The 22,032-nt window shown below is 67.6% G+C and carries 21 protein-coding genes; 14 read left to right on the forward strand and 7 right to left on the reverse strand.

Annotated elements, in window-relative coordinates; genetic code table 11:
* The first annotated feature begins 13 nt into the window (after positions 1 to 13).
* From trpC to P1K88_RS07585, 4 genes are read left to right on the forward strand one after another with little or no spacing between them, the layout of a single operon-like run.
* Positions 14 to 805 (forward strand): indole-3-glycerol phosphate synthase, encoded by a 792-nt coding sequence (trpC, locus tag P1K88_RS07570; protein ID WP_276413856.1) that lies wholly within the window; start codon positions 14 to 16, stop codon positions 803 to 805.
* Positions 802 to 2,064, forward strand: coding sequence for a tryptophan synthase subunit beta (gene trpB, locus P1K88_RS07575; protein ID WP_276413857.1), 1,263 nt, complete (start codon positions 802 to 804; stop codon positions 2,062 to 2,064). The genes trpC and trpB overlap by 4 nt, the downstream gene beginning before the upstream one ends.
* Positions 2,064 to 2,894 (forward strand): tryptophan synthase subunit alpha, encoded by an 831-nt coding sequence (gene trpA / locus P1K88_RS07580; protein WP_276413858.1) that lies wholly within the window; start codon positions 2,064 to 2,066, stop codon positions 2,892 to 2,894. The genes trpB and trpA overlap by 1 nt, the downstream gene beginning before the upstream one ends.
* Before the next feature lie 26 nt (positions 2,895 to 2,920).
* Entirely contained in the window at positions 2,921 to 3,724 is an 804-nt protein-coding gene (locus tag P1K88_RS07585) for a 2-amino-3,7-dideoxy-D-threo-hept-6-ulosonate synthase (protein WP_276413859.1), read from the forward strand.
* On the opposite strand, the gene P1K88_RS07590 is transcribed toward P1K88_RS07585, so the two are convergent.
* Positions 3,721 to 5,214: an AAA family ATPase gene (locus P1K88_RS07590; protein WP_379786813.1), complete on the reverse strand. Its 1,494-nt coding sequence runs from the start codon at positions 5,212 to 5,214 to the stop codon at positions 3,721 to 3,723. The genes P1K88_RS07585 and P1K88_RS07590 overlap by 4 nt on opposite strands.
* Before the next feature lie 232 nt (positions 5,215 to 5,446).
* On the opposite strand from P1K88_RS07590, the gene P1K88_RS07595 reads away from it, so the two are divergent.
* The 3 genes from P1K88_RS07595 (at position 5,447) to P1K88_RS07605 (ending at position 7,229) form a co-directional block, all read left to right on the forward strand.
* Entirely contained in the window at positions 5,447 to 6,613 is a 1,167-nt protein-coding gene (locus P1K88_RS07595) for a 3-dehydroquinate synthase II (RefSeq protein WP_276413861.1), read from the forward strand.
* Between the two features lie 113 nt (positions 6,614 to 6,726).
* On the forward strand, positions 6,727 to 7,065 hold the full coding sequence (locus P1K88_RS07600) for a hypothetical protein (RefSeq protein WP_276413862.1): 339 nt from the start codon (positions 6,727 to 6,729) through the stop codon (positions 7,063 to 7,065).
* Entirely contained in the window at positions 7,062 to 7,229 is a 168-nt protein-coding gene (locus P1K88_RS07605; RefSeq protein ID WP_276413863.1) for a hypothetical protein, read from the forward strand. Before P1K88_RS07600 ends, P1K88_RS07605 begins: the two co-directional genes overlap by 4 nt.
* On the opposite strand, the gene P1K88_RS07610 is transcribed toward P1K88_RS07605, so the two are convergent.
* The 3 genes from P1K88_RS07610 to P1K88_RS07620 all read right to left on the reverse strand — a co-directional run bounded on the left by P1K88_RS07610 (position 7,204) and on the right by P1K88_RS07620 (position 10,873).
* Positions 7,204 to 8,424: an MFS transporter gene (locus P1K88_RS07610; RefSeq protein WP_276413864.1), complete on the reverse strand. Its 1,221-nt coding sequence runs from the start codon at positions 8,422 to 8,424 to the stop codon at positions 7,204 to 7,206. The genes P1K88_RS07605 and P1K88_RS07610 overlap by 26 nt on opposite strands.
* A 3-nt stretch (positions 8,425 to 8,427) precedes the next feature.
* A complete protein-coding gene (locus P1K88_RS07615; protein ID WP_276413865.1) occupies positions 8,428 to 8,841 on the reverse strand; it encodes a zinc ribbon domain-containing protein in 414 nt (137 codons plus the stop codon).
* A 1,039-nt stretch (positions 8,842 to 9,880) separates the two neighbouring features.
* Entirely contained in the window at positions 9,881 to 10,873 is a 993-nt protein-coding gene (locus tag P1K88_RS07620) for a transposase (RefSeq protein ID WP_276412812.1), read from the reverse strand.
* 624 nt (positions 10,874 to 11,497) lie between these two features.
* Between P1K88_RS07620 and P1K88_RS07625 the strand changes: the two genes are divergently transcribed.
* Complete coding sequence (locus P1K88_RS07625) at positions 11,498 to 12,874, forward strand: cytochrome P450 (protein ID WP_276413866.1); 1,377 nt, start codon at positions 11,498 to 11,500, stop codon at positions 12,872 to 12,874.
* Between the two features lie 944 nt (positions 12,875 to 13,818).
* Here P1K88_RS07625 and P1K88_RS07630 read toward each other — a convergent pair.
* Positions 13,819 to 15,096, reverse strand: a complete 1,278-nt coding sequence (locus P1K88_RS07630) for an amidohydrolase (protein WP_276413867.1) — start codon at positions 15,094 to 15,096, stop codon at positions 13,819 to 13,821.
* 25 nt (positions 15,097 to 15,121) lie between these two features.
* Entirely contained in the window at positions 15,122 to 15,451 is a 330-nt protein-coding gene (locus P1K88_RS07635; RefSeq protein ID WP_276413868.1) for an uS10/mL48 family ribosomal protein, read from the reverse strand.
* A gap of 196 nt (positions 15,452 to 15,647) precedes the next feature.
* On the opposite strand from P1K88_RS07635, the gene P1K88_RS07640 reads away from it, so the two are divergent.
* The 3 genes from P1K88_RS07640 to P1K88_RS07650 all read left to right on the forward strand — a co-directional run bounded on the left by P1K88_RS07640 (position 15,648) and on the right by P1K88_RS07650 (position 18,003).
* Positions 15,648 to 16,082, forward strand: a complete 435-nt coding sequence (locus tag P1K88_RS07640; RefSeq protein WP_276413869.1) for a bis(5'-nucleosyl)-tetraphosphatase — start codon at positions 15,648 to 15,650, stop codon at positions 16,080 to 16,082.
* A 145-nt stretch (positions 16,083 to 16,227) separates the two neighbouring features.
* Positions 16,228 to 16,920: a DUF4013 domain-containing protein gene (locus tag P1K88_RS07645; RefSeq protein ID WP_276413870.1), complete on the forward strand. Its 693-nt coding sequence runs from the start codon at positions 16,228 to 16,230 to the stop codon at positions 16,918 to 16,920.
* Positions 16,921 to 16,965: 45 nt separating this feature from the next.
* Positions 16,966 to 18,003, forward strand: coding sequence for a DUF5787 family protein (locus P1K88_RS07650; protein ID WP_276413871.1), 1,038 nt, complete (start codon positions 16,966 to 16,968; stop codon positions 18,001 to 18,003).
* Here the strand turns inward: P1K88_RS07650 and P1K88_RS07655 are convergent, their stop codons facing one another.
* Positions 18,004 to 18,483, reverse strand: coding sequence for a DUF5797 family protein (locus P1K88_RS07655; RefSeq protein WP_276413872.1), 480 nt, complete (start codon positions 18,481 to 18,483; stop codon positions 18,004 to 18,006).
* A gap of 105 nt (positions 18,484 to 18,588) precedes the next feature.
* On the opposite strand from P1K88_RS07655, the gene P1K88_RS07660 reads away from it, so the two are divergent.
* The 3 genes from P1K88_RS07660 to P1K88_RS07670 are packed head-to-tail and all read left to right on the forward strand — an operon-like array spanning position 18,589 to position 22,032.
* Entirely contained in the window at positions 18,589 to 20,172 is a 1,584-nt protein-coding gene (locus P1K88_RS07660) for a COG1361 family protein (protein WP_276413873.1), read from the forward strand.
* Positions 20,169 to 20,909 (forward strand): ABC transporter ATP-binding protein, encoded by a 741-nt coding sequence (locus P1K88_RS07665; RefSeq protein WP_276413874.1) that lies wholly within the window; start codon positions 20,169 to 20,171, stop codon positions 20,907 to 20,909. Before P1K88_RS07660 ends, P1K88_RS07665 begins: the two co-directional genes overlap by 4 nt.
* The gene (locus P1K88_RS07670; RefSeq protein WP_276413875.1) at positions 20,902 to 22,032 is read left to right on the forward strand and encodes an ABC transporter permease; all 1,131 of its coding nucleotides are present in this window, start codon (positions 20,902 to 20,904) and stop codon (positions 22,030 to 22,032) included. Before P1K88_RS07665 ends, P1K88_RS07670 begins: the two co-directional genes overlap by 8 nt.

Raw genomic sequence — 22,032 nt, forward strand, 5'->3', positions numbered from 1 at the left:
TTAGTGTACGGTAATGGACGCTAGTGAGGAAGAGATGGCACCCGAAGTCGCCTCGATACTGGCGGCGGCCCGCGAGCGCGGCGGCGGTGGCGAGCGCGTCTCGGTCGACGACGCGTGGTCGTTGCCCGACGCCGTCGCCCGCGCCGAGGGAGACGGCCGCGTGCCGCTCATCGCGGAGGTGAAACCGACGAGTCCGACCGCCGACGGCGAGCGGACCGACGACCCGGTCGCACTCGCCCAGCAGATGGTCGCCGGCGGGGCCGCCGCCCTGTCGGTGTTGACTGAACCCGAGCACTTCGGCGGGTCCGCCGAGACGCTCCGGCGGGTGCGCGAGGCCGTCGACGTGCCGGTCCTCCGGAAGGACTTCGTCCTCTACGAGGACCAGCTCGACGTCGTGGCGGCAGACGTGATCCTGCTCATCGTCCGGTTCCTCGAGGAGGAGGGCACGGACGACCTCGCGGACCTGCTCGCGGCCGCTCGCGACCGCGGCTTCCAGGTCCTCGTCGAGGCTCACACCGAATCGGAGGTCGAGACGGCCCTGGCGGCCGGTGCCGAGATCATCGGCGTCAACAACCGCGACCTCTCGATGCTCGAGGTCGACCTCTCGACGTTCGAGCGCGTCTCGGCGTCGGTCCCCGAGAGCGTCACCCTCATTGCGGAAAGCGGCATACACACGCCCGACGACGTCACGCGGATGCGCCGTGCCGGCGCGGACGCGCTGCTCGTCGGGTCGGCCATCATGGACCACGGCGGCGATTCGGACGTGACCGAGAACACCCGACGACTCACGGAGACACAGACATGAGCACGGACGACGCACACGACCCCAAGTTCGGCGAGTACGGCGGACAGTACGTCCCGGAGGCACTGATGCCGGCAATCGAGGAGCTGGCCGACGCCTACCGGCGGTACGTACTGGAAAACGAGGACGGCTTCATGGACGAGTTCCGCGAGCGCCTGGCCGACTTCGGCGGCCGGCCGACCCCGCTGCAGTACGCAGACCAGCTCTCGGAGCGCTACGACACCGACGTCTACCTGAAACGGGAGGACCTGCTCCACGGCGGCGCGCACAAGCTCAACAACGCGCTCGGGCAGGTACTCCTGGCGAAGTACATGGGCAAAGAGCGCATCATCGCCGAGACGGGGGCCGGCCAGCACGGCACCGCGACGGCGATGGCCGCCGCGCACCTGGACATGCCCTGCGAGATATACATGGGCGAGACGGACATCGCGCGCCAGCGCCCCAACGTCTTCCGGATGCGCATCAACGGTGCCGAGGTCAACCCGGTGACGGTGGGCCGCGGGACGCTCAAGGAGGCCATCTCCGAGACGATGCGCGACTGGGCGACAACCGTCGAGACGACTCACTACGTCATCGGGAGCGTCGTCGGCCCGCACCCCTTCCCGAAGATGGTCAGGGACTTCCAGTCGGTCATCTCCGAGGAGGCCCGCGAGCAGTGCATCGAGAAGACCGGCGACCTGCCCGACGCCGTGCTCGCCTGTGCCGGTGGCGGGTCGAACACGATGGGTACGTTCGCCGAGTTCGTGGACGACTCCGAAGTTGACCTCTATGCCGTCGAGGCCGGGGGTTCGTCGCTCCAGGTCGACGAGGAGAAGGGGGTCGCGCCCAACTCCGCGTCCCTGTCGACGGGCGGCGAGGGCGTCCTGCACGGTGCGCGGACGAAACTCCTGCAGGACCGCGACGGGCAGATCATGGAGTCACACTCCATCTCGGCCGGACTGGACTACGCCGGCGTCGGCCCGGAGCTCGCACATCTGGTCGACGAGGGCCGCGTGACCCCGGTGAACGTCGACGACGACGCCGCGCTCGAGGCGTTCCACCGCCTCTCGCAGGACGAGGGCGTCATCCCCGCACTGGAGACGGCCCACGCGTTTGGCTTCCTAGAGGGGCACCACGACGAGGTCGGCGACACCGTCGTCGTCAACGTCTCGGGCCGCGGCGACAAGGACCTCGAGACGGTCATCGAGGAAACCTCGAAACGCGACCTCGACATCGCGCCGGACCTCTCGTTATTCGAACAGATCGGCGGAGGGGGACGCTGATGAGCCTCGAAGCCGCATTCGCCGACGAACCGGCGTTCGTCCCCTACCTCGCGGCCGGCGACCCGACCTACGGGGCGTCCCTCGAGTACGTCGAGGCGCTGGCCCGCGGCGGCGCGGACGTCATCGAACTCGGCCTGCCGTTCTCGGAACCCATCGCCGAGGGCAAGACCATCCAGGACGCCATCGTTCGCTCGCTCGAGGCCGGGATGACGCCGGCACGCTTCTTCGAGTTCGTGGAGGACCTGGACGTGGACGTGCCCGTCGTCTGCATGACCTACTACAACCTCATCTATCAGTACGGTGCGGAGGAGGGACCGGGTCCGTTCGTCGAGAGGGCCGCCGAGGTCGGCATCGAGGGCTTCGTCGTCCCCGACCTGCCCGCCGAGGAGGCCGGCCCGCTCCGCGAGGCCTGCGACGAGTTCGGCCTCGATCTCGTCTTCATCGTCGCGCCGACGACCCGCGGCGAGCGCCTGGAGACGATGATGGACCAGGTCTCGGGCTACGTCTACGTCCAGGCGCGACTTGGCGTCACCGGCGCGCGCGACGACGTCGACGACGCCACCGAGGAGTCGCTCGCCCGCCTGGCCGACTGGGACGTCCCCAAGGCCGTCGGCTTCGGTATCAAGACCGGCGAGCACGCCGAACGTATCGTCTCGGCCGGTGCGGACGGCGTCATCGTCGGGTCCGCGCTCGTCGACATCGTCGCCGAGGGCCACGAGAGCGGGGCGCCCGTCGACGACGTGGCCGACGAACTCGAAGCCAAGGCCCGGGATCTCAAGGAGGGTGCGCTCCGCGGGGCACAGGAACGTCCGCAACCGGAACGCACATAATCGCTCTTGCCACACTCTCGCATATCATGACTGCAGGGAAACGCACACGCCTCGACCGCATCGGGACAGACGAGAAGTACGTCATCGTCCCGATGGACCACGGAATCACCATGGGGGCCGTGAAGGGCCTCAAGGACATCGAATCGACCATCGACGCCATCACGCGCGGCGGCGCGGACTCGGTGCTCACCCAGCGTGGCATCGCCGACCGCGTCCACCCGAACAAGAACGGCGCGGGCTACATCGTCCACCTCAACGGGTCGACGACCATCGGCCCCGACGAGAACGACAAGCGCATGACGGGTACCGTCGAGGACGCTATCCGTGCCGGCGCCGACGCCGTCTCGGTCCACATCAACGTCGGCAGCCGGTACGAACCCGAGCAGATAGAGGACCTCGCCGCCCTGACCAGCGAGGCCGAGCGCTACGGCCTGCCCGTCCTGGCGATGAACTACGCCCGCGGCCCGGACATCGACCCCGACGACCCCGACTACAACCAGGCCGTGGGCCACGCCGTCCGCATGGCCGAGGAACTGGGCGCGGACGTGGTCAAGACCGGCTACACCGGCGACGCCGAGACGTTCCAGCACGTCGTCGAGTCCACGTCGCTCCCGGTCGTCATCGCCGGCGGTGCGAAAGGCACCGACGAGGAGACGCTCAGGATGGTCCGTGGTGCGATGGACGGCGGCGCTGCCGGCGTCTCGATGGGCCGGTCTATCTTCCAGCACGACGAACCGGAGAAGATCACACGCGCCGTCGCCAGCGTGGTCCACGACGATTCGAACGCCGAGGACGCGCTCGAAGCGGCCGAACTGGCCGTCCAGGCCTAGAAACTGAACAGCGACAACACGCGACGGGCGACGGATTCGTCGTCCCGGGCGTCCGACGCCGAGTCCGGGCCGTCTTCGGCGGACCCGGAGGCTTCGTCCTCCTCGTCTCCGTCGATCGCATTCTCTCCGCCTGAGCCGGTAGCGTCCTCCTCGTCTCCGTCGGTCGCGCTTACCGCGCCAGCCTCGGAAGCACGCTCTTCGTCTCCGTCGAGGGCCTTTCTCTCGTCTGCGTCGGCGGCGCTCTCGTCGGCAGGCACCGCCCCGGTGGCCGGGTCGGCATCGGTCTCCACCGACGAGGGCCGAGCAGATTCGGCCGTACCCGAACCTGCTTCTCCGCCCCTCTCCTCAGCGGCCGGCGTTGGCTCCTCGGACGAGGCCGTGCCCGTCTGTTCGCTGGACTCGTCTCCGCCGGTCGAAGGCGCACTCTCGTCCGGCTCGGTGTCGCTCTCCGGTAGGTCCACTTCCTCGTCGGCCCCGGACTCCGGCGCCATCGCGTCCGTTTGGGCGGCGGACGGCGCTTCGGTCTCTTCTCCCGTCTCGGTCCCATCGGGGTGACTCGTCTGCTCGTCTGACTCCCCGGCCATTGCCGACTCCCGATCGCCACCGCGGTCCCCACGGGCCGTCTCGGGGTCCCGCGAATCTGACCCGCCGTCGTCCGACGACGTGGACGGGTTGACGACCGTCCCGCCGTCGGTCGGTTCGAGCGGTCGAGCCGTCTCGCCGCCCGGGCCCGCCCCGTCGCTGTGCAGGGACTGCTCGCCGCTCGTGGTAGTTCCGTCCGACGGCGGCGCCCCCTGGAGTCCGAGGTCCCCACGCTCGGCGCCGACAAGTTCCCTGGCGATCTTCCGATAGGCTATCGAGGCACCGCTGTTCGGCGCGTTCGAGACGACGGGGCGACCCCTGTCCTGGGAGTGGGGGACCGCCTCGTCCTCGGGGACGTGACCGAGTAGTTCCACCTCGAGGAACTCGGCGACCCGGTCGGCTCCGGGCGAGGCGCCCGTCCCGGACTTCGTGAGGACGAGGCCCCGGACGTCACAGTCGACGCGCTCGGCGAGCTGTTTCGTGTTCTGGACGTTGCGGACCGAGGCCACCCGCGGCGTCGAGACGAGGATCACCTCGTCGGCGACCTGCATCGGCCGCACCGTCTCCTCGCTCAACCCCGCTGGCGTATCCAGCAGGACGATGTCGTAGTGCCACCGGAGCGTCTCGACGACGTCCGGGAGGCGTCGGAGGTCGGTCTCCGCGTACCCCTGGAGGTCCGTCCCGCTGGGAACCACCGAGAGCCCCGAGTCCGTCTCGTAGGTCGCCGCCTCGATGCCACACTCGCCCGCGAGGACGTCGTGGAGCGTCGTCGCCTCCGTGACGTCGATGTCCACGTCGAGGAAGTCCACGAGGTTCGCCATCGCCAGGTCGAGTTCGACCGTGACGGTGGAGTACCCCGCTGCGGCGAGCGACGCCCCGAGGTTGATACTCGTCGTTGTCTTGCCCACACCACCCTTGGCCCCAGCTATCGCACAGGCGAATCTGTTGTTCATAATTTACGAACCAGATAGCAGTATCTGTTACTCAGTTATTAGATGAGATTGATAACTCTTGCGCCCGTGTTATCTACGATGGATCCGCTCGGTCGTCTCGGCACGGTCGGGTCCGCCGACCGTGTCTGCGGACGACCGGGCTACGGGTTCCGCCACGTTCAAGCCCCATCGTCGCGGACGTGGGCGTATGACACGAAGCGTGTGGCTCAAGGCCGACGACGAGGTCGGCGACTGGGAGACGCGAAAGCGACGGATCACCGCTGGTCTCGAGGCCGGCGTCGACTGGGTGCTGGTCGACGAGACCGACGTCGAACGGGTCCGTGACCTCGGTGCGGTCGACGTCGCGGCCCTCTCCAACGGCGACGTCCACGTCATGGACGCCGAGGGCGAGGACTCCGAGGCGGACGCGACCGTCGTGGGCAAGGACGGCGAGGGCGACGGTACCGTCGACCTCCCGACGGACTTCTCCGGGTCTGCGGACCTCTCTGCGCTGCGCCGCGACGGGACCGCCGCCGAGGGCGGCTACGTCCGTATCTTCGACGAGGACTACGAGGCCTTCGCCGAGGAAGTCGCGAAGGCGGCCGACTACACCATCGTCATCGGCGAGGACTGGCAGATCATCCCGCTCGAGAACCTCATCGCCCGCGTCGGCGACGAGACCGACCTCATCACCGGCGTCCAGAGCGCCGAGGACGCTCGGACGGCCTACGAGACGCTCGAACACGGGGCCGACGGCGTTCTGCTGGACACCGACGACGTCGACGAGATACGCAAGACTGTGGAGGTCCGCGACGAGATGGGGCGCGAACAGGTCGATCTCGAGTACGCCACCGTCACCGCCGTCGAACAGACCGGGTCTGCCGACCGCGTCTGCATCGATACGGGCAACCTGATGGACCACGACGAGGGCATGCTCGTCGGGTCGATGGCTCGCGGCCTCTTTTTCGTCCACGCCGAGACGGCCGAGTCGCCCTACGTCGCCTCGCGCCCCTTCCGGGTCAACGCCGGTGCCGTCCACGCCTACGTCCGCACGCCCGACGGCGGGACCAAGTACCTCTCGGAGCTGCAGTCCGGCGACGAGGTGCAGGTCGTCGACGAGAACGGCCACACCCGCGAGGCGATCGTCGGCCGCGCGAAGATCGAGAAGCGCCCGATGTTCCGCGTCCAGGCCGAGACCGAGGCGGGCGACCGCATCGAGACGCTGCTGCAGAACGCAGAGACCATCAAGGTCCACACGCGCGACGGCCGCACCGCCGTCACGGACCTCGAGGTCGGCGACGAGATACTCGTCCACTACGAGGACACGGCGACGCACTTCGGCGAGAAGATCGAAGAGAGCATCATCGAGAAGTGAGGCGGGCCGCTGTCGGGCCGCTCCTCTCACTCGTCGAGAATCGTTGACGGTCTCTATCCCCTCCGGGCGCCTCTCTCCACCCGGTGACGCCGATGCCAGACACCGCTTCCCCCGTGGCAACGTCACGCGAGGGCGCTCGTCGCCGTTCTCGCGACGACGTCCTCGCTTCCCGGTCTCTTCCGGCCGGGCTGGCCGCGCTGTGGCTCTCGGAGGTGGTCCCGGCCACGCTCAACGGCACGCCGCCGCTGCTCGTCGCGGAACAGGGGCCACAGGCGCTCGTCTCGCACTCCCCCGACCTCGCGGTCGTCGTCCCCGCGCTGGCCGTGGTCGCGCGGTGGCTCTGGCAGCGGCGGGCCTGGGAGTACGTGTTCGCTGGCGTCGCACTCGTCTTCGGGGCACTGCTCGCGCCGGCGATCACCGGCACGCCCGCGCTCTTTCTCGCCGGCGGGTGACCCTGCCGCTCGTTGCCGTCGGCTTCACCGCGCTCCCGGTGGTCGTCGCGGCGGCCTCCGCCGTCGGCTACCTCCGCCGGATTCCCGGGGCCGACCGGGACGTCCGTCGGGACGCCGCGGACTGGCGACGGGGGTCGCTCACGACGTCACGGACGTGGGTCTGAGCACCAGCGCCGATAGCCCGGCGAGGACCAGCAGGACGGCCCCGAGGGCGAACGACTCCGACCACCCCACGCGCGCCACGAGGATGCCCGTCACCGTCCCGCCGAAGATACCCCCCGGAATCTTCGCCGAGTAGACGAGCGCGTAGTTCTCAGAGGAGCGCGCTCGCCCGTAGTACTCACCGACCAGCGAGGGGAAGATGGCGAAGACGGGACTCCGGAAGAAGGCCGTCCCGGCGACCAGCACGACGAACAGCGCCGCCAGGCCCGACAGACCGCTGAGTATCGCCCCGCCCAGCGAGAGGCCGCCCAGGACCAGCGAGACGCCGACGGTCCGCTCGCCGCCGACGCGGTCCGAGAGCGTGCTCATCACCATGACGCCCAGCGCGTCGGCCAGCGCGACGACGGACGCGACGGTGGTCGCCGTCCCCGGGTCCAATCCCAGGCCGGTCGTGAACCCGACCGACTGGCCGATGAGCATCAGGCCGACGCCGTCGACGACCAGCATCACCCAGTAGAGCACCCAGAACTGCCAGGTGCCGACGACAGTCCGCCACCCGACGCTCGCGTCGACGTCGACGGCCCGGTCGGACGTCGTCTCCCCTTTCGGTGCTTCGTCGCGTTTCGGCGGGTCGCGGACGACGATCGTCCCCAGGAGCCCCAGTCCCCCGACCAGCGCGCCGAGGGCCAGCAGCGTGCCCGTATACGAGGCGTCGATGCGGGTCTGGACCAGGGGGATGACGACGACGCTCACGGCACTGAACGCAGTCGTGACCACCCCCGTCGCCAGTCCGCGGCGGTCGGTGAACCACTTCACGGGCGTGTTGACAGCGACGGTGTAGGCCATCCCGCTGCCGACGCCCCCGAGGCCGTAGGCCAACGCGGCGACCGGGTAGGTCGTCGCCAGCCCCAGGCCGGCGTAGCCGGCACACATGAGGACTGACCCGATACCGAGCACCGCACGAGGACCGTACCGGTCGCGGATGCCGCCGGCCGGGAACTGGACCACCGTCTGGGCGACGACGAACAGGGTGAAGACGGTCCCGAGTGCCGCCGGCGAGGCGCCGACGCGGGCCCCGACGGCACCGCTGAGCGTCGTCCAGACGAACTGGTAGGTCCCGGACGCACCCATCACACCCGCGGCGACGGCGACCAGCACCCACCGTCCCGCCGACCGGTCGGCGACGTCGTCGGCCACAGTTCAGCGGTCGTGCTCGGCGTCGACCGGTTCGAGGCGGGTCGTACACCAGTGACAGAACTCGAGGTCCTCGTCGAGCTCCTGTCCGCAGTTGGGGCAGGTCTCACCGTCGACGACCTCCGTTGCCTGGTTCTCCCGGGTGGCCATCCAGTATGCGTCGGCCATGCTGAGTGCCGTGATGGCGAGCAGCGCTATCGAGGCCTCCAGCGGCAGCGCCCGGGAGGCCGCGACGATCGCCTCGATGGAGAGCTCGTCGGGCATGACGTCGCCGCCCACCAGCAGCGACGTCGTGCTGACGACGAGGCCGAACCACAGAATCGCCCGCAGCCATTCCCGCAGGTAGACGTGCCCGAGACCGGGGTAGACGAAGGCGAGCAAGGCGGCGAGCCACGGCCGCTTGCGTCCTGTCTCGCTCATTAATGGCGTCTCGGTCACGAACCACCCTATATCTTCCCCTTCGGAGAGTTTCGGCTGATTCCGGCGCTTCAGAGGCGCTCCGAATCGTTTGTTTCGCTCCGCTCGGTCCTGATCGCTCGCCGCCGCGTGCGAAGCGCCGCGCCGCCGGGCCGTGCTCGACGCCGTTTGGCCACTGCACCCGGCGACAGTCGCGCTCATACGGCACGTGGGCCCTGGCGAGTCCTCAACGGTTGATAGAACAAGAGTGCTGCACAGAGAAGACTAGCTCAGCACAACGACTGCACGTCTCTCGCACGTTTCCCGCTGAATCGGCCGTTCAAGGCATTACGCACATCCATAGAGCAGCACTATCGATACATCGAGAAGGGAGTTACGCGAGGGGGAACTGATTTACCTTCATTTCGAGAACCTCGTTGCAATCTTCACACCGATATCCGGCTGAGGAGCGAGAATCCGGACTGTCTACCGGCTGTTGAAATTCAACGCCACAGAAAGGACAATAGCTAATCTGTCTCTCCATGAGATGACAACGGCGGGAACCCGTAAAGTGTTGTTCATTTGAGAATCGAGTCGGAATTGTCATACGTTGTACTGACCGGTCGCCGGTACTCTCCGATCGCTCGTCTGAATCTGGTGCATCCGCGACCGCTGTCTTCCAGGGCGCTATCGGCCGCTCTATTCCCCGTCGGCATCACTGTGACCGATTCACGTGTCGTTATCTTGCCCGTCGCGATAGCCACTCGTCCCTGCCTCTGCCGTCGATTTAACAATCTTGACGGAATCGACGAGGACGCTCACCAGAAGGAGTGCCCCACCGACGAGGATCAGGGCGCTTGAAAGTGCGACCCTTCCGGGAGAGAGCGAGAGAGTAACTGGAGTGACCACACCGAGAAGGAACAGGCCAGGCCAATCCAGAACGCTCCATTACGCTGAGAGAGGGCTGTAAGCGGTTCCGGCATAATCCTTTGCAGGTTGATATCTATTACGTCCCTTTCTGTTGAGAGACTTGCGCGCTGTAGAGGGTGTCATAGAAGAGTTCTCACACCGTGATCACGGTACTTCCTGGATTATCTCCGCGTTCGTAGTTGGTGATTGCGACGACGAGACGAAGACACAACGCGAGAAACACCTGTGCTCGCGCGTGGACACGGCCTCGGGCGTGCGTTCGCCCGAGGCCGCAGTCCTTCACTGATTCGTTAGTTCGCTCGACTCCTGTGCGGCGATTGTACGTCTCGTCTAGCGTCGATTGCTTCAGCCGTACATCCTCGCTGTGTTCGGTGATGCGGTCTTCGACTCTGTACTCGATATCTTTCGGCTCGTCGGTGTTTCGCGCGTTGTACGGGGCGACTGGCACGACCCCTGCGGCCAGCAGGCGGTCGTGCCAGTCGAGTGTGTCGTAGGCACTGTCACCGACCATCCACATCGGCTTGGCGACGGCGAGCGCGTCACACGTGACGCGCATCGCCGTCTCCTCTGGTGCTTGCTTACTCTCGGTGAACTCTGCTGCAATTGGGATCTTTGCCCCGGTCGAAACGATCGTGCAGCCGTATCCGTGGTAGTACTCTTCGGCGGTTGGATCGTAGCACTTCGACGCGTCTTGATCGGCTGGCAACGCCCTGATATCCGTTGAATCGATGCAGTAGGTCAAGTCGAGCAGGCCGCGGCGGGCGGCCTGCTCGACGAGGTTGTCGAAGACATCGTCAACAACGTGTTCGAGGTCGGTGAGAAAGCGATCGACCGCGTCTCTCGACGGCGGTCGATCGAAGCCACAGCTCAACCAGACAACCGTGTTCCGAAGCTCTCGTTCAACGGGACGGATGCCGTAGATATCGTGGTAGTAACAATGGAGGAACCCACGCATCATCTCTGGTGGTTCGTGCTCTCGTGTTCGCCCCGTCTGCGCCGGGGCGAACACGTCGAACTCTTCGAGAAACTCGAAGGAGAGATGCTCAAACAGCGCTAACGTCTCGGTCTCCGCGACATTGAAAAACGTCTCTACCGAAGGATCATCTTGCAGGGTCGCTGAGGCCATACCATCTCAGCATTCACCCTGCTCTTTGGTGTGGTAATCGTTCTATGACACCCTCCGCTGTATGCAACAGCGCCTCCGAACGCCCCTCAGTGCCTGTCAACAGCAACGTGCGAGGTATCGAGAACGTATGCGACACGAGACGTCCGTTCTTCCCCTCGTCCAGGGATCCCACACGAACCCTGTGTAGCGACCGACGGGGCGTGGTCACCACCAGTTCCAATTTTAATTTTGCGTGATGAACACGAAGTGATGCCCTCCAGACGCACCGTGCTGGGAGTCGGTGCAGTGGCCAGCTTCTCTCTGGGAACGCTGTTTACGGTTCGCAGCGGCCCGATTCGGACCCACGACCCGCCGTCGGATTCGTGGCCACAGTATCGCTGCGACGCTTCCGATACTGCTCGCACCGACCTGCCAGTCCCGGGTGAACCGACGGTCGCGTGGTCGCGGCGCGCGGTCGGGCCCGTCTTCCCGTCGCCCGTGGTCGGGAACCCCCACCGATAGGTCGGCAAGCTCACTGCTCACCACCGTCACCCGTGAATTAGAGGCGCTAACTTCACCAGGGTGCTTCCATGACTCGCTCTACCGGGAAAATGACTATTAGCAATTATTCACACACGATTACATATGACGGGTGGCGACACCGGCTCGGGCTCGAACGGTGAGACCGACAAGCTTCCGCCGGGCCCGGATGGGCTCCCGGTGCTGGGAAACGCCCATCAGTACGTCAGGCAGCCAGTGGGGTTTTTCGACGAGCTCGCTGAGTACGGTGATGTCGTCCGCTGTGAATTTCCGCGCATCGACGCCGTCGCTGTCTTCCACCCCGAGCACGTCGGCGAGGTATTACTGGGACAGGGTACCTACGAACGGTGGAATTTCGACGAGCTGAAAGAACTCCTCGACTACGAGATCGCTCCGCGAGGTCTCACGTTCACCCGTGGTGAGGAATGGAAACGACAGCGCCACTTCCTCCAGCCGATGTTCGGGCTGAACCGGTTGCGAGGGTTCAGTTCGGCCATGGTTGCTGCCACGGAACAACTCATCGAGGAGTGGGACGACGGCGAAGCGATCGTCATCAACGAGGATTTCTCGGAGTTGACGCTGTCGATACTCACGAATTCGCTGTTCGATTTCGACCTCGGCGAGCACCGGCGAGTGATCACCGAGGCCGCCGACGAGCTACAGACCATGGCCGATATGAGTGGCCTCAGTGCCGTCGAACTGCTCTTGCCGTCGTGGGTGCCGACCCACAGGAACCGACGGTACGAGCAGGCGATGGCTGCGTTCGACGAAACGGTCGATACGCTCATCGAAGAGCGGCGAGCGAACCCCGGCCAGTACGACGACTTCCTGACGATGATGCTCGAAACGGAAGACGACAACGAGTATACGATGACCGACGCGGAGATTCACGACCACTTGATCACGTTCCTCGTCGCTGGGCACGAGACGACAGCGATGGCGCTGACGTTCACGTGGCTGTTGCTGGCGACCCATCCCGACGAGCGGGACCGATTAACGCAGGAGGCCACGACTGTGCTTGACGGCCCACCCACGGCAGAAGATCTCGCCGACCTCACCGTTACCGAGCACGTCGTCAAGGAGGCGATGCGGCTCTATCCGCCAGCGGGGATGCTCTTCCGCGAGGCTGTCGAGGAGACAACGCTCGGCGGGTACCACATTCCGGCAGGAACGAAACTTCTACTGCCACAGTTCACTGTCCACACGGACGACCGGTGGTTCGACGCGCCCGAGCAGTTCCGACCCGAGCGGTTTACCGATGCTCGGAGCGACAGACGGCCGGACTTCGCGTACTTCCCCTTTGGCGGTGGTCCCCACCAGTGTATCGGGATGCACTTTGCGATGATGGAGTTGAAACATATCGTCCCGATGCTCGCCCGAACTGTGGAATTCGAGCTGTTGAGTTCACCTCGCCCCGAGATAAACATGGAGTCGACGTTGCAGCCTTCCGAGGATGTTCGGATGCGGGTTCACAAACAGTGACTCACCGTGGCGAGTTCACGACGAAGAATCCCGGGTCTGAACCATCAGCGGGGGCTGCCACCTAGGTCATCGTGTGCAAGACACGCGCGCTGTACGCACCAGTGTCTTTTCGACTACTCAATCCCTGTCGGTAACGACGTGACCGATGTCGAGGGCGAGGGCAGCGTCGTGGCTCTATCGGTTCAGAATTACATGGCGGACTCAGCGGTTCGCTAGCTGCGCGTCGCGATCGTCCGTACGACCTGTATCTGCCCCCCGATCCTGCGCAGAGTAGTATCGTCACGGCTTCCAACGTGGTCACGCCCGGGAAAACGGTACCGAGAGGCGCGATCAATCGCCCGAGGGTCGACGTTTCGGGGATCTGGCCGACACCGCTCCACAAAATCACCACCACTGAAGCCACGGCACCTGCCCCAGCGCCGCTGTATAGAAGGCGCCTTGGCCATGTTCCGGACTACCTCCACCGTGTATGCACAGCTAACAGTCCACAACTTCCGGGACTGGGGAGTCCGAAAGCCAGCCGCATCGCAAAAAGCGAGACCAGCCAGGCTTGTCCCGCCGGGGCCAAGTTGGGAGTACGTTCTACTTGCGACAAGAGTCGCCAGTACTGAACAGAGCGATGCTCCAACGGTGCCAGTAGCTGACTGGCGAGGAGTCGGCACCCGCCGCATTCCGATAGTTCGCCAACCCGGGGATTGTCAGATTTCTGGACGGAGAGACAACCGCTAGGTCCGCCAGCTGACGTACTTCGTCGTATACCGGGGCTCCCGAACAAGCCACTTCCGCTCGTCGTTACCGGTGCGGTTTCACTGGATTCGCGCCCTCTCTGCAGCACGCCTGCTGCAACCGCTCACCGATGGCGGGTATCGACAGAGCCGGAGTATGGGGCCCGACTCACCCCGAAGCGACGGTGGGACAGCACGCCCCGCCACACGCCAGGAGACTCACTCGGCCGCCGAGAGCCGTTCAATCGCTTCCACGAGCACGTCCACACCGATGTCCAGCGTCCGCTCGTCGACGTCGAAGGTCGGCGTGTGGTGGCCGCCGGGGTGGTCGGTCCCGAGGCCGACGAAGGTGGCCGTCCCGCCGTGGCGCTGGACGCGATCCATGAGGTACGTCGCGTCCTCGCTGCCGCCCAGCGCGGCCTCGTGGCGGCGGCTGTCGACCCCGGCGACGGTCCCGGCGGCCTCGTAGACCACGTCGGCCAGGGTGTCGTCGCTCTCTGCGCTCGGCGCCTCGGCGGTGGTCTCGACTCGGCCCGAGCAGTCGTGCATCGCGGCGGCGTGTTCGACCACCGAATCCGCTCGCTCGCTCATGTACTCTTTCAGTGCAGTGGTCTCGCCGCGGACCTCTCCCTCGATGCGGGCCTGTTCCGGGACGATGTTGGTCGCCGTCCCGCCCTCGACGACGCCGGCGTTGACCCGCGTCGCGCCGTCCTCGTGGCGGCGGATGGCGTGGAGGTTCTGGACGGCCGTCGCGAGTGCCTGGACGGCGTCCCGGCCGGCGGCCGGGTGGCCCCCGGCGTGGGCGGACTCGCCCTCGAAGGTGGCGACGAACTGCCGGACGGCGAGGAACCCACCGACGCCCGCCACCACCTCGCCGGTGGGGTGGTCGAGCCCGACGTGGATGGCCAGCAGGTGGTCCACGTCGTCGAGGTGACCGCTCTCGGCGACGGGCTTGCCGCCGCCGATGACCTCCTCGGCCGGTTGGAAGAGCACCTTCAGTGTCCCCGCGAACTCGCTCTCGGCGACGGCCTCGAGCACGCCGAGACCGATAGTCGTGTGCGCGTCGTGCCCGCAGGCGTGCATGTACCCCTCGTTCTCGGAGCGGAACCCGCCCTCGGTTGGTTCGTGGTGGGCCTCGTCGCTCTCGCGAATCGGCAGCGCGTCGATGTCGACACGGAGGGCGACGGTCGGGCCGGGGCCCCGTTCGAACACCGCCAGCGCGCCCGTGAACCCGCCCGCGACCCGTTCGAGGACGTCCTCGCGCGCGCCGGCCTCGCGTGCTCGTTCGAGCCAGCCCTCGAGTTCCTCGTCGTCGGGGACGGCCATCCGCGCCTCGGCGTCGAGTATCTCCGGCCCCACGAGCAGGTCGTCCACGCCGATACGGTCCAGTTCGTCGACGATGCGACTGGTGGTGTAGTACTCGCGCCACGCCGGTTCCGGATGCCGGTGGAGAGTGCGTCGGAGCGAAACGAGTCGCTCGCGTCGGGCGTCGTCCATACCCCCCGTGACGGGCCGGACGGACTTATGACCCGCTGCCGACCTGCCGGCGCTGTTCGACGTCGACTTCCACGTGGACCCCCGCCGGGAACGACCGCTCGGTGACGTCCCGGGCGAACTCCTCGTACCCGACGATGTCGATGGTCCGCTCGTAGACGGTGTAGTTCCAGGCGTCGAAGCGGGCGCCTGGGCCGAGGGTCTTCGACTGTGGCACCCGCAGGTCCCGTGGCGGCTTGGGGTGCGGTCCCTTCAGCTCGACGCCCTTGCGTTCGGCCGATTCCTTGATGTCCGAGACGACGTCGTCGAGGCGATATCGGTTCCCGCTGGTGAGCGTCAGGGTCGTGACGAAGGGCATCTCTGTGGGATGCAGGCCGGCCGGGGGCAAAAGGGCATCTCTTTGGGCCCGGTCACGCATCCGGTGGCCCACCACACGCCGTGTGGTGGGTTCCGGACCGGCATTCCCGCGTGGCGCTCGCCGACGTGCGGCCCGTAGCACGGTTTCGCTGCCGTCTCCGATATTCTCTTAAGTACCGATGTACTACCTGTCGGTAATGATAGAGGCCACGAGCGCGGGAGCCATCCTCTTTCGCGATACGCGTGGCCGGCGTGAGTACCTGTTGCTCAAGAGTCGCCCCGGGGACTGGGAGTTCCCGAAAGGTGGCGTCGAGGGCGACGAGGAGCTCCAGCAGACGGCCATCCGCGAAGTGAAAGAGGAGGCCGGAATCGGCGATTTCCGGCTCTTGGACGGTTTCCGCAAAGACTACGACTACGTCTTCGAGGCGAACGGCAACACCATCCACAAGACGGTGCACCTGTTCGTCGCGAAGTCGTTCGAGGCATCGGCAGAGCTCTCCACGGAGCACCGCGACCTGCAGTGGCGCGACTACGAACAGGCGGTCAACACCGTCACGCAGGACGGCCCGCGCGAGATACTGAAAGAGGCCCACGAGTTCCTCGACGAGAAGCTGGAGAACGGCGAGGCGTGAGCCCTCGCGGACCGTCGCTCGCCGGCCCGCCTAGCGACAGCCCTCGCGAGCCGGTGGGCCGCCGACCGCGAGAGAGCGGCGCCCCGGGGTAAATTTCCCGTGGATTTATATATGGTTCCTGAGATGTCCGCCTGAAGGTCCCACAATGTTAGAAGACGGACTCTCCTACCCGATGCAGGGCGACAGTTGGATTGGGCGGCTGTTGATCGGCGGTCTCCTGATCTTCCTGTCGGTCCTCGTCGTACCGGCGTTCGCGTTCTACGGCTACCTCCTGCGGGTCCTTGAGTCGACCATCGAGGGCGACGCCGAGCCCCCCGACTGGGGCGACTGGGGCGGTCTCATCGTGGACGGACTGAAGGTGACGGTGGTCGGCATCGCCTACGCGCTGGTGCCGACCATCGTCATCGTCGGCCTCGGCGCGGGACTCATCGGCCTGGGCTCTGCGGCCGGCGACCAGGGCGGCGGCTTCCTGGCCGGGTTCGGCATCGCGACCATCCTCCTGATGATTCCGGTGCTGTTCCTGGTCTACTACGTCGTTCCGGCCGCGCTCTCGAACATGGCCGTCGAAGGCCGCCTCGGCGCTGCCTTCGACGTCGGCATGCTCAAGCGCGTCGTGCTTTCAACCGACTACTTCGTCGCCGTGCTGATGCCGATCGTCGTCGGCGTCGTCGTCAACGTCGTCGCACAGGTGCTCGTGCTCACCATCGTCGGTGGCCTGCTGGTCCCGTTCGTCATGTTCTACGGCCAGGTCGCCGTCTTCCGGATGTTCGGGCTCGCGTTCGCAAAGCAGGTCAACGCAGGCGGCGGGCAGCCCTCGGGCGTCGCGACGACGGTCTGAGACGCCCTCCCCGACAGTTTTTATCCGGCCACGCCAACGAGCGGTGTGGACCACGCCGACTCCGAGTTCGCGTTCGAACTGGCGGTCTGTCAGTGGGCCGAGCGCGCGTGGGACCCCGTCGCCGACGACTCGGCGGTGCTGGTCGCCCGCCAGCTCGGGACCCGGTATCGCCGCTGGGACACGCTCGTCCTCGAGTGTGACCCCGACGGCCTGCGCCAGCGCGCCGAATTCGGCCTCGACGCACTGGACTCGGACCTCCTGCACGTCGTCCGCCACGCGCCGGCCGACTGGGCGTTCTACCGCGACGCGCTCCCGGACCCGGGCTACCCCTGGCGCTACGTCCGGGAGGCGATTCACGAGGCCACCGAGCGTGACGCCCTCGAATCGCGAAAGCGGGGCAACCGCATCGAGATACGTCGGCGGCACGCCTATCCGGACTGGGTGCGACGGGTCGTCGCCATCGAGAACAAACCGGACCTCACCGCGAGCGCCGCGCGCGCACTCGTCCCGCAACTCGAACGGGACGTCGCGCTGGGACTCGCCGACGAGGTGTGGGTCGCGACGGCGGCGACGGGCGAACGCGTCGAACCCATCCTGCTCGCGGACCTGCCGGCCGAGGCGGGCGTCCTGACCGTCGACCCGGACGCGGGGGGCGCCGAGGCGGTCTGGCAACCCCGGACGCTCGCCGTCGACGACCCCGGCACCCGGATTCTGGAGCGCCCGGGCGACGGGGCGAGCGCCGCCCGCTTCGAGTACGCCGACCCCGACTGGAAAGCCGGGAAACGCCTCGAAATCGCCGAACGGGCCTACGAGCGAGGCTGGCGGGCCTACGCCGCGACGATGCGCCCGGACTGCCGGCACTTCCGACTGCACGCGGGCGACGCTGGCGTCTATCCCGCCTGTGAGGCCAAGGGGCGGGTGCCGACGCAAAACGAGTGTCGCGGGTCCTGCGGGGCCTTCGAGCCCGAACCGCCGGCCTGGCGGTCGAAGGAGTGGCCGCTCGAGGGCGGCCCGGGCAAGGCGACCAAGCGATTGCTCGCCCGGCGGCGCCGCCGCCAGCGGCCGGGCTGTGGGTCCGAGTGACTACGCCTCTATCGTCTGGACGTCCAGCGCGTCCCGCTCGACGGCGAGTCTGAACGTCGGCACCGTCTTCTGGACCGTCTCGACGAGGCCCTTGTCGACCAGGTTCCGCAGCGCCGACCGGACGGCGTCCACCTCGGGGTCCTCGCCCGCGTCACGGAGCGCGTGGAGCACCGAGACGACGCTCTGACTCTCCTCGTCCGGGCCCGCGACGACGTCGATGACGACCTGTTGCAGCGGCGTGACAGTCACTGTCTGGACGCGGTCCGGGTCCTCGCCCTCGACGAGGGTCGTCGCCTCCGGGGTCGCACAGATGAGGCTGTCCTCGTTCCGGTAGTAGTACTCCTTGAGCTCTGCCTCGAGGTACTGGTGGACCGCACTCCCGCTGTCCATCCCCCACCGTTCCTGGAGCTCGCGGTTCTTCGTCGGCTGGAGCGCGACGATGTCGGCGAGCCGCTCGCTGGCCTCCTCCGAGAGGGTCATCGGGAGTACCTAGCCGGAGGGGTGTAACAAGCGTTCTGAAGTCGCGTCGGCCGAGTTCGTTCACCCAGACAACATACTTGTCGCTCCGGCCCCTCTATCCAGTAGATGGAGACGGCTCCTCTCGCTAGACTGGTACTCTCTGTAGCCCTCCTCGTTTCGCTGCTGTCGGCGTCGGCCGTCGGACCGGCGGTCGGCGCGGACGCGCGAGTCACGCTGACCGACGCGACGGTCACGCCCGCGACGCCGGTCGCGGGCGCCCCGATAACCGCCGAGGCCACGGTCAGGCTCTCGGCCGGCAGCGATACCCAACTCCGACTCGACACCGTCAGCGTCCGTGACGCCGACGGCGATACACTGGGGACGGCGTCCGACCTGGGCCGACTCTCGCCCGGCGAGACGCTCTCGGTCCCGGTCACGTTCAGCGTCTCGGACCCTGGCACCTACGACCTCACGCTCGTCGTCGAGGGCCGCGACGGCGACGGGGAGCGCGTCCGTGCCACGCGCCCGCTCTCGGTCGGCGTCGAGCGCGCGGAACCGCTGGTCGAACTGCGGACCGACGGCCTCGTGGCCGGCGCAGAGGCCCCGGTCCAGGCCGTCGTCTCGAACCCGACGACGGCCCAGCTCCGGGGCGTCACCGTCCAGGTGACCGACCCCGCGACCGGTGAGCGCCTCCGCCGGACGGCGCCGGCGCTCGCGGCGGGCGAGTCGACCACGCTGAACTTCTCGGTCCGGGCGAGCGAACCCGGCACGACCAATCTGACCGTCGCGACGACGTACACGACGCCGACGGGCGCCGCGGTGACCGCGACGTTCGCGCGCCCGACGCCCGTCGACCCGCTGACCGACGACGTCGGCGTCCGCGTCAGGCGCGCCCCGGCCGACGACACACAGCAGCAGGTGACGACGGGCCTGGCCGGCATCCTCGGCGGGGCCGGCGGCGGCGGTGCGCTCCAGCAACAGCAGGACGACGGGGCGTCGGGTAGCGAGGACACCGTGACCGTGACGGTGACCAACTTCGGGAACGCTGCGGTCGAGGACGTGGTGCTCGCCGGCGAGTCGGAGAACGGAACCCACCTGCCCGCTGTCGGTCGGTTCGCCGTGACCGACCGACTCGACCCCGGCGAGTCGGCGACCGTCGAGGCCGACCTCGCGAGCGTCTCGGCCAGTCGTGTCGCCTTCGTCGCGACCTATCGCGCCGCGAACGACTCGACCGGGCGCGCCGTGGGCGAGTTCGCGCTCGACAGGGGCGTCGGGCAGGCGACGCTTTCCGGCCTTGACGTGGTCGTCGACGACGACGGCCGGGTGGCCATCAGCGGGAACCTGGCAAACGTCGGCGACGGCGACGTGCGGAGCGCGCTGGTCGCCGTCGAACCGACCGAGGGCGTCGAACCGGCCTACCCGCAGCGGACCTACTTCGTGGGCACCGTCGCAGCAAGCGAGTTCGCCCCCTTCGAACTGGTCGCCCGAGCTGACATGGACAACGCGACGGCGGTGACGGTCCGGCTCGAGTACACCGCCGGCGAGGCGCGCGTGACCGACCGGGTCGCGGTCCCGCTGCCGGCCGACGACGGCACCGACCGCGACGCCCCCCTCCAGTCCGGGACGCTCGTGGCGTGGGTCGGCGGCGGCCTCCTCGTGACCGTCGCGCTCACGCTCGCGTTCCGACGGCGCGTCTCCGGGCAGCGATGACGGGGACGCCGGGGGTCGGTGACGCGGCGGCGCGTTCCGACGACGTCGCTGGGGGGTCGACGGGTCCCGGGGTCCCGCCGCTCCGCCTCGTCGACGTCACGAAGCGTTACGACAGCGGTCGGGCCGGCTACGTGACGGCGCTGTCAGACGTGGACTTCGCCGTCGAACCCGGCGAGGTGGTCTCGGTCGTCGGCCCGAGCGGGAGCGGCAAGTCGACGCTCTTGAACCTGCTTGGCCTGCTCGACGACCCGACGCGCGGCCGGGTCGAGCTGAGGGGTCGGTCGACGGCCGGCCTCTCGGCGGCCGCGCTGACAGACGCCCGCCGGGAGTCCATCGGCTTCGTCTTCCAGGACTTCCACCTGCTCCCGACGCTGACAGCCCTCGAGAACGTCCGCTTGCCGACGGCGTTCCTCCCGGGCGACGCCACTGACCGGGCCCGCGACCTGCTGGAACGCGTCGGCCTCGGCGACCGGATGGACCACACGCCGGACGAGCTCTCGGGCGGGCAGAAACAGCGCGTCGCCATCGCGCGCTCACTCATAAACGAACCCGCGGTACTGCTGGCCGACGAACCGACCGGCAACCTGGACCGGGAGACCGGGACGCAGATTCTAGAGGAGGTCCGTGCCATCAGCGACACCGGCGTCGGCGTCGTCGCCGTCACCCACGACGACCTGGTCACCGACTACGCGGACCGGACGGTCGAGCTCGTCGACGGGGTGATACAGCGTGGGTGACCGCTTCCCGGCGCTGACGCTCGCCACGCGGAACCTCTCGCGCCAGCGGGTGCGGGCGGCGCTGGCGGCGCTGGGTATCGTCATCGGCGTCTTCGCCGTCGTGACGCTGGGCCTGCTGGGCAACGCCCTCAGCGTGGCGGCGACGGAGGAGCTGGGCGGTCTGGGCAACCAGGTGATCGTCAGTCCGTCGGATGCCTCGGGGAGCGACTCGCTGGATTCCCGTGACCTGGCGACGATCCAGCGGGTCGCAAGCGGGCGCGGGACGGTGGTGCCCCTCAGGGTGACCGGGGCGCAGGTGCGCGCCAGCGGCGGCCAGACGTTCGCCCAGGTGTACGGCACCGACCGGCCCGGGGAGCTGTTCGGTAACGGGAGCGACGGCGTCCCGGCGTTCCACCGGCAGGGCGCGCTCGTCGGGGCGGACGTGGCCGCCGCCCTCTCCCTGCGCGAGGGGAGTACCGTCACCGTCGAGGAAAACGAGTACCGCGTGGTCGGCGTCCTCCCGGCGGTGTCGAGCATCTCGCCGCTCCAGCCCGACTCGTCGGTCATCCTCCCGGCCGACGAGTTCGCCACCTCGGGGTACTCGCAGGTGGTCGTCCGGGCGAACTCCCCGTCAGACGCCAGGGCGGTCGCGAGCGGGGTGGAGGCGCGACTGAACGCCCGCCAGCAGCGGGTCTCCGTGTTCTCGCTGACGAGCGTCCTCGACCGCATCTCCGAGTTCTTCGACCTGCTCAACGGGTTCCTGCTGGCCATCGCCGGCATCTCGCTGGTCGTCGCCGGCGTCAGCATCTTCAACGTGATGCTCATGTCCGTCTCCGAGCGCCGCGGCGAGATCGGCGTCCTCCGGGCAGTCGGAATCCACCGCCGACAGGTGCTCCGGACCCTGCTCGTCGAGGCGACGCTGCTGGGCGTCGTCGGCGGCGCCGTCGGGGCGCTCCTCGGGGCCGTGACGGTCGTCGTCACGGCGATGCTGACGGAGCTGCCGCTGTGGGCGGTGCTCATGCCCGGAAACGTCGTCGTGCCGCTGGGGGCGTTTGCCTTCGGCGTCGTCATCTCGCTCGTCGGCGGCCTCTATCCCGCTTACCGGGCGGCCTGGGAGCCGCCGGTGTCGGCGCTGCGCGGGTGA

The sequence above is a fragment of the Haloarcula halobia genome, assembly GCF_029338255.1.
GTDB classification, from domain to species: domain Archaea; phylum Halobacteriota; class Halobacteria; order Halobacteriales; family Haloarculaceae; genus Haloarcula; species Haloarcula halobia.

Coding starts and splice junctions, on each gene's coding strand:
- P1K88_RS07625 (WP_276413866.1), top strand. CDS start 11,498: ATGACGGGTGGCGACACCGGCTCGGGCTCGAACGGTGAGACCGACAAG.
- P1K88_RS07640 (WP_276413869.1), top strand. CDS start 15,648: ATGATAGAGGCCACGAGCGCGGGAGCCATCCTCTTTCGCGATACGCGT.
- P1K88_RS07665 (WP_276413874.1), top strand. CDS start 20,169: ATGACGGGGACGCCGGGGGTCGGTGACGCGGCGGCGCGTTCCGACGAC.
- trpB (WP_276413857.1), top strand. CDS start 802: ATGAGCACGGACGACGCACACGACCCCAAGTTCGGCGAGTACGGCGGA.
- P1K88_RS07635 (WP_276413868.1), bottom strand. CDS start 15,451: ATGCCCTTCGTCACGACCCTGACGCTCACCAGCGGGAACCGATATCGC.
- P1K88_RS07615 (WP_276413865.1), bottom strand. CDS start 8,841: ATGAGCGAGACAGGACGCAAGCGGCCGTGGCTCGCCGCCTTGCTCGCC.
- P1K88_RS07655 (WP_276413872.1), bottom strand. CDS start 18,483: ATGACCCTCTCGGAGGAGGCCAGCGAGCGGCTCGCCGACATCGTCGCG.
- P1K88_RS07620 (WP_276412812.1), bottom strand. CDS start 10,873: ATGGCCTCAGCGACCCTGCAAGATGATCCTTCGGTAGAGACGTTTTTC.
- P1K88_RS07630 (WP_276413867.1), bottom strand. CDS start 15,096: ATGGACGACGCCCGACGCGAGCGACTCGTTTCGCTCCGACGCACTCTC.
- trpC (WP_276413856.1), top strand. CDS start 14: ATGGACGCTAGTGAGGAAGAGATGGCACCCGAAGTCGCCTCGATACTG.
- P1K88_RS07645 (WP_276413870.1), top strand. CDS start 16,228: ATGTTAGAAGACGGACTCTCCTACCCGATGCAGGGCGACAGTTGGATT.
- trpA (WP_276413858.1), top strand. CDS start 2,064: ATGAGCCTCGAAGCCGCATTCGCCGACGAACCGGCGTTCGTCCCCTAC.
- P1K88_RS07660 (WP_276413873.1), top strand. CDS start 18,589: ATGGAGACGGCTCCTCTCGCTAGACTGGTACTCTCTGTAGCCCTCCTC.
- P1K88_RS07595 (WP_276413861.1), top strand. CDS start 5,447: ATGACACGAAGCGTGTGGCTCAAGGCCGACGACGAGGTCGGCGACTGG.
- P1K88_RS07585 (WP_276413859.1), top strand. CDS start 2,921: ATGACTGCAGGGAAACGCACACGCCTCGACCGCATCGGGACAGACGAG.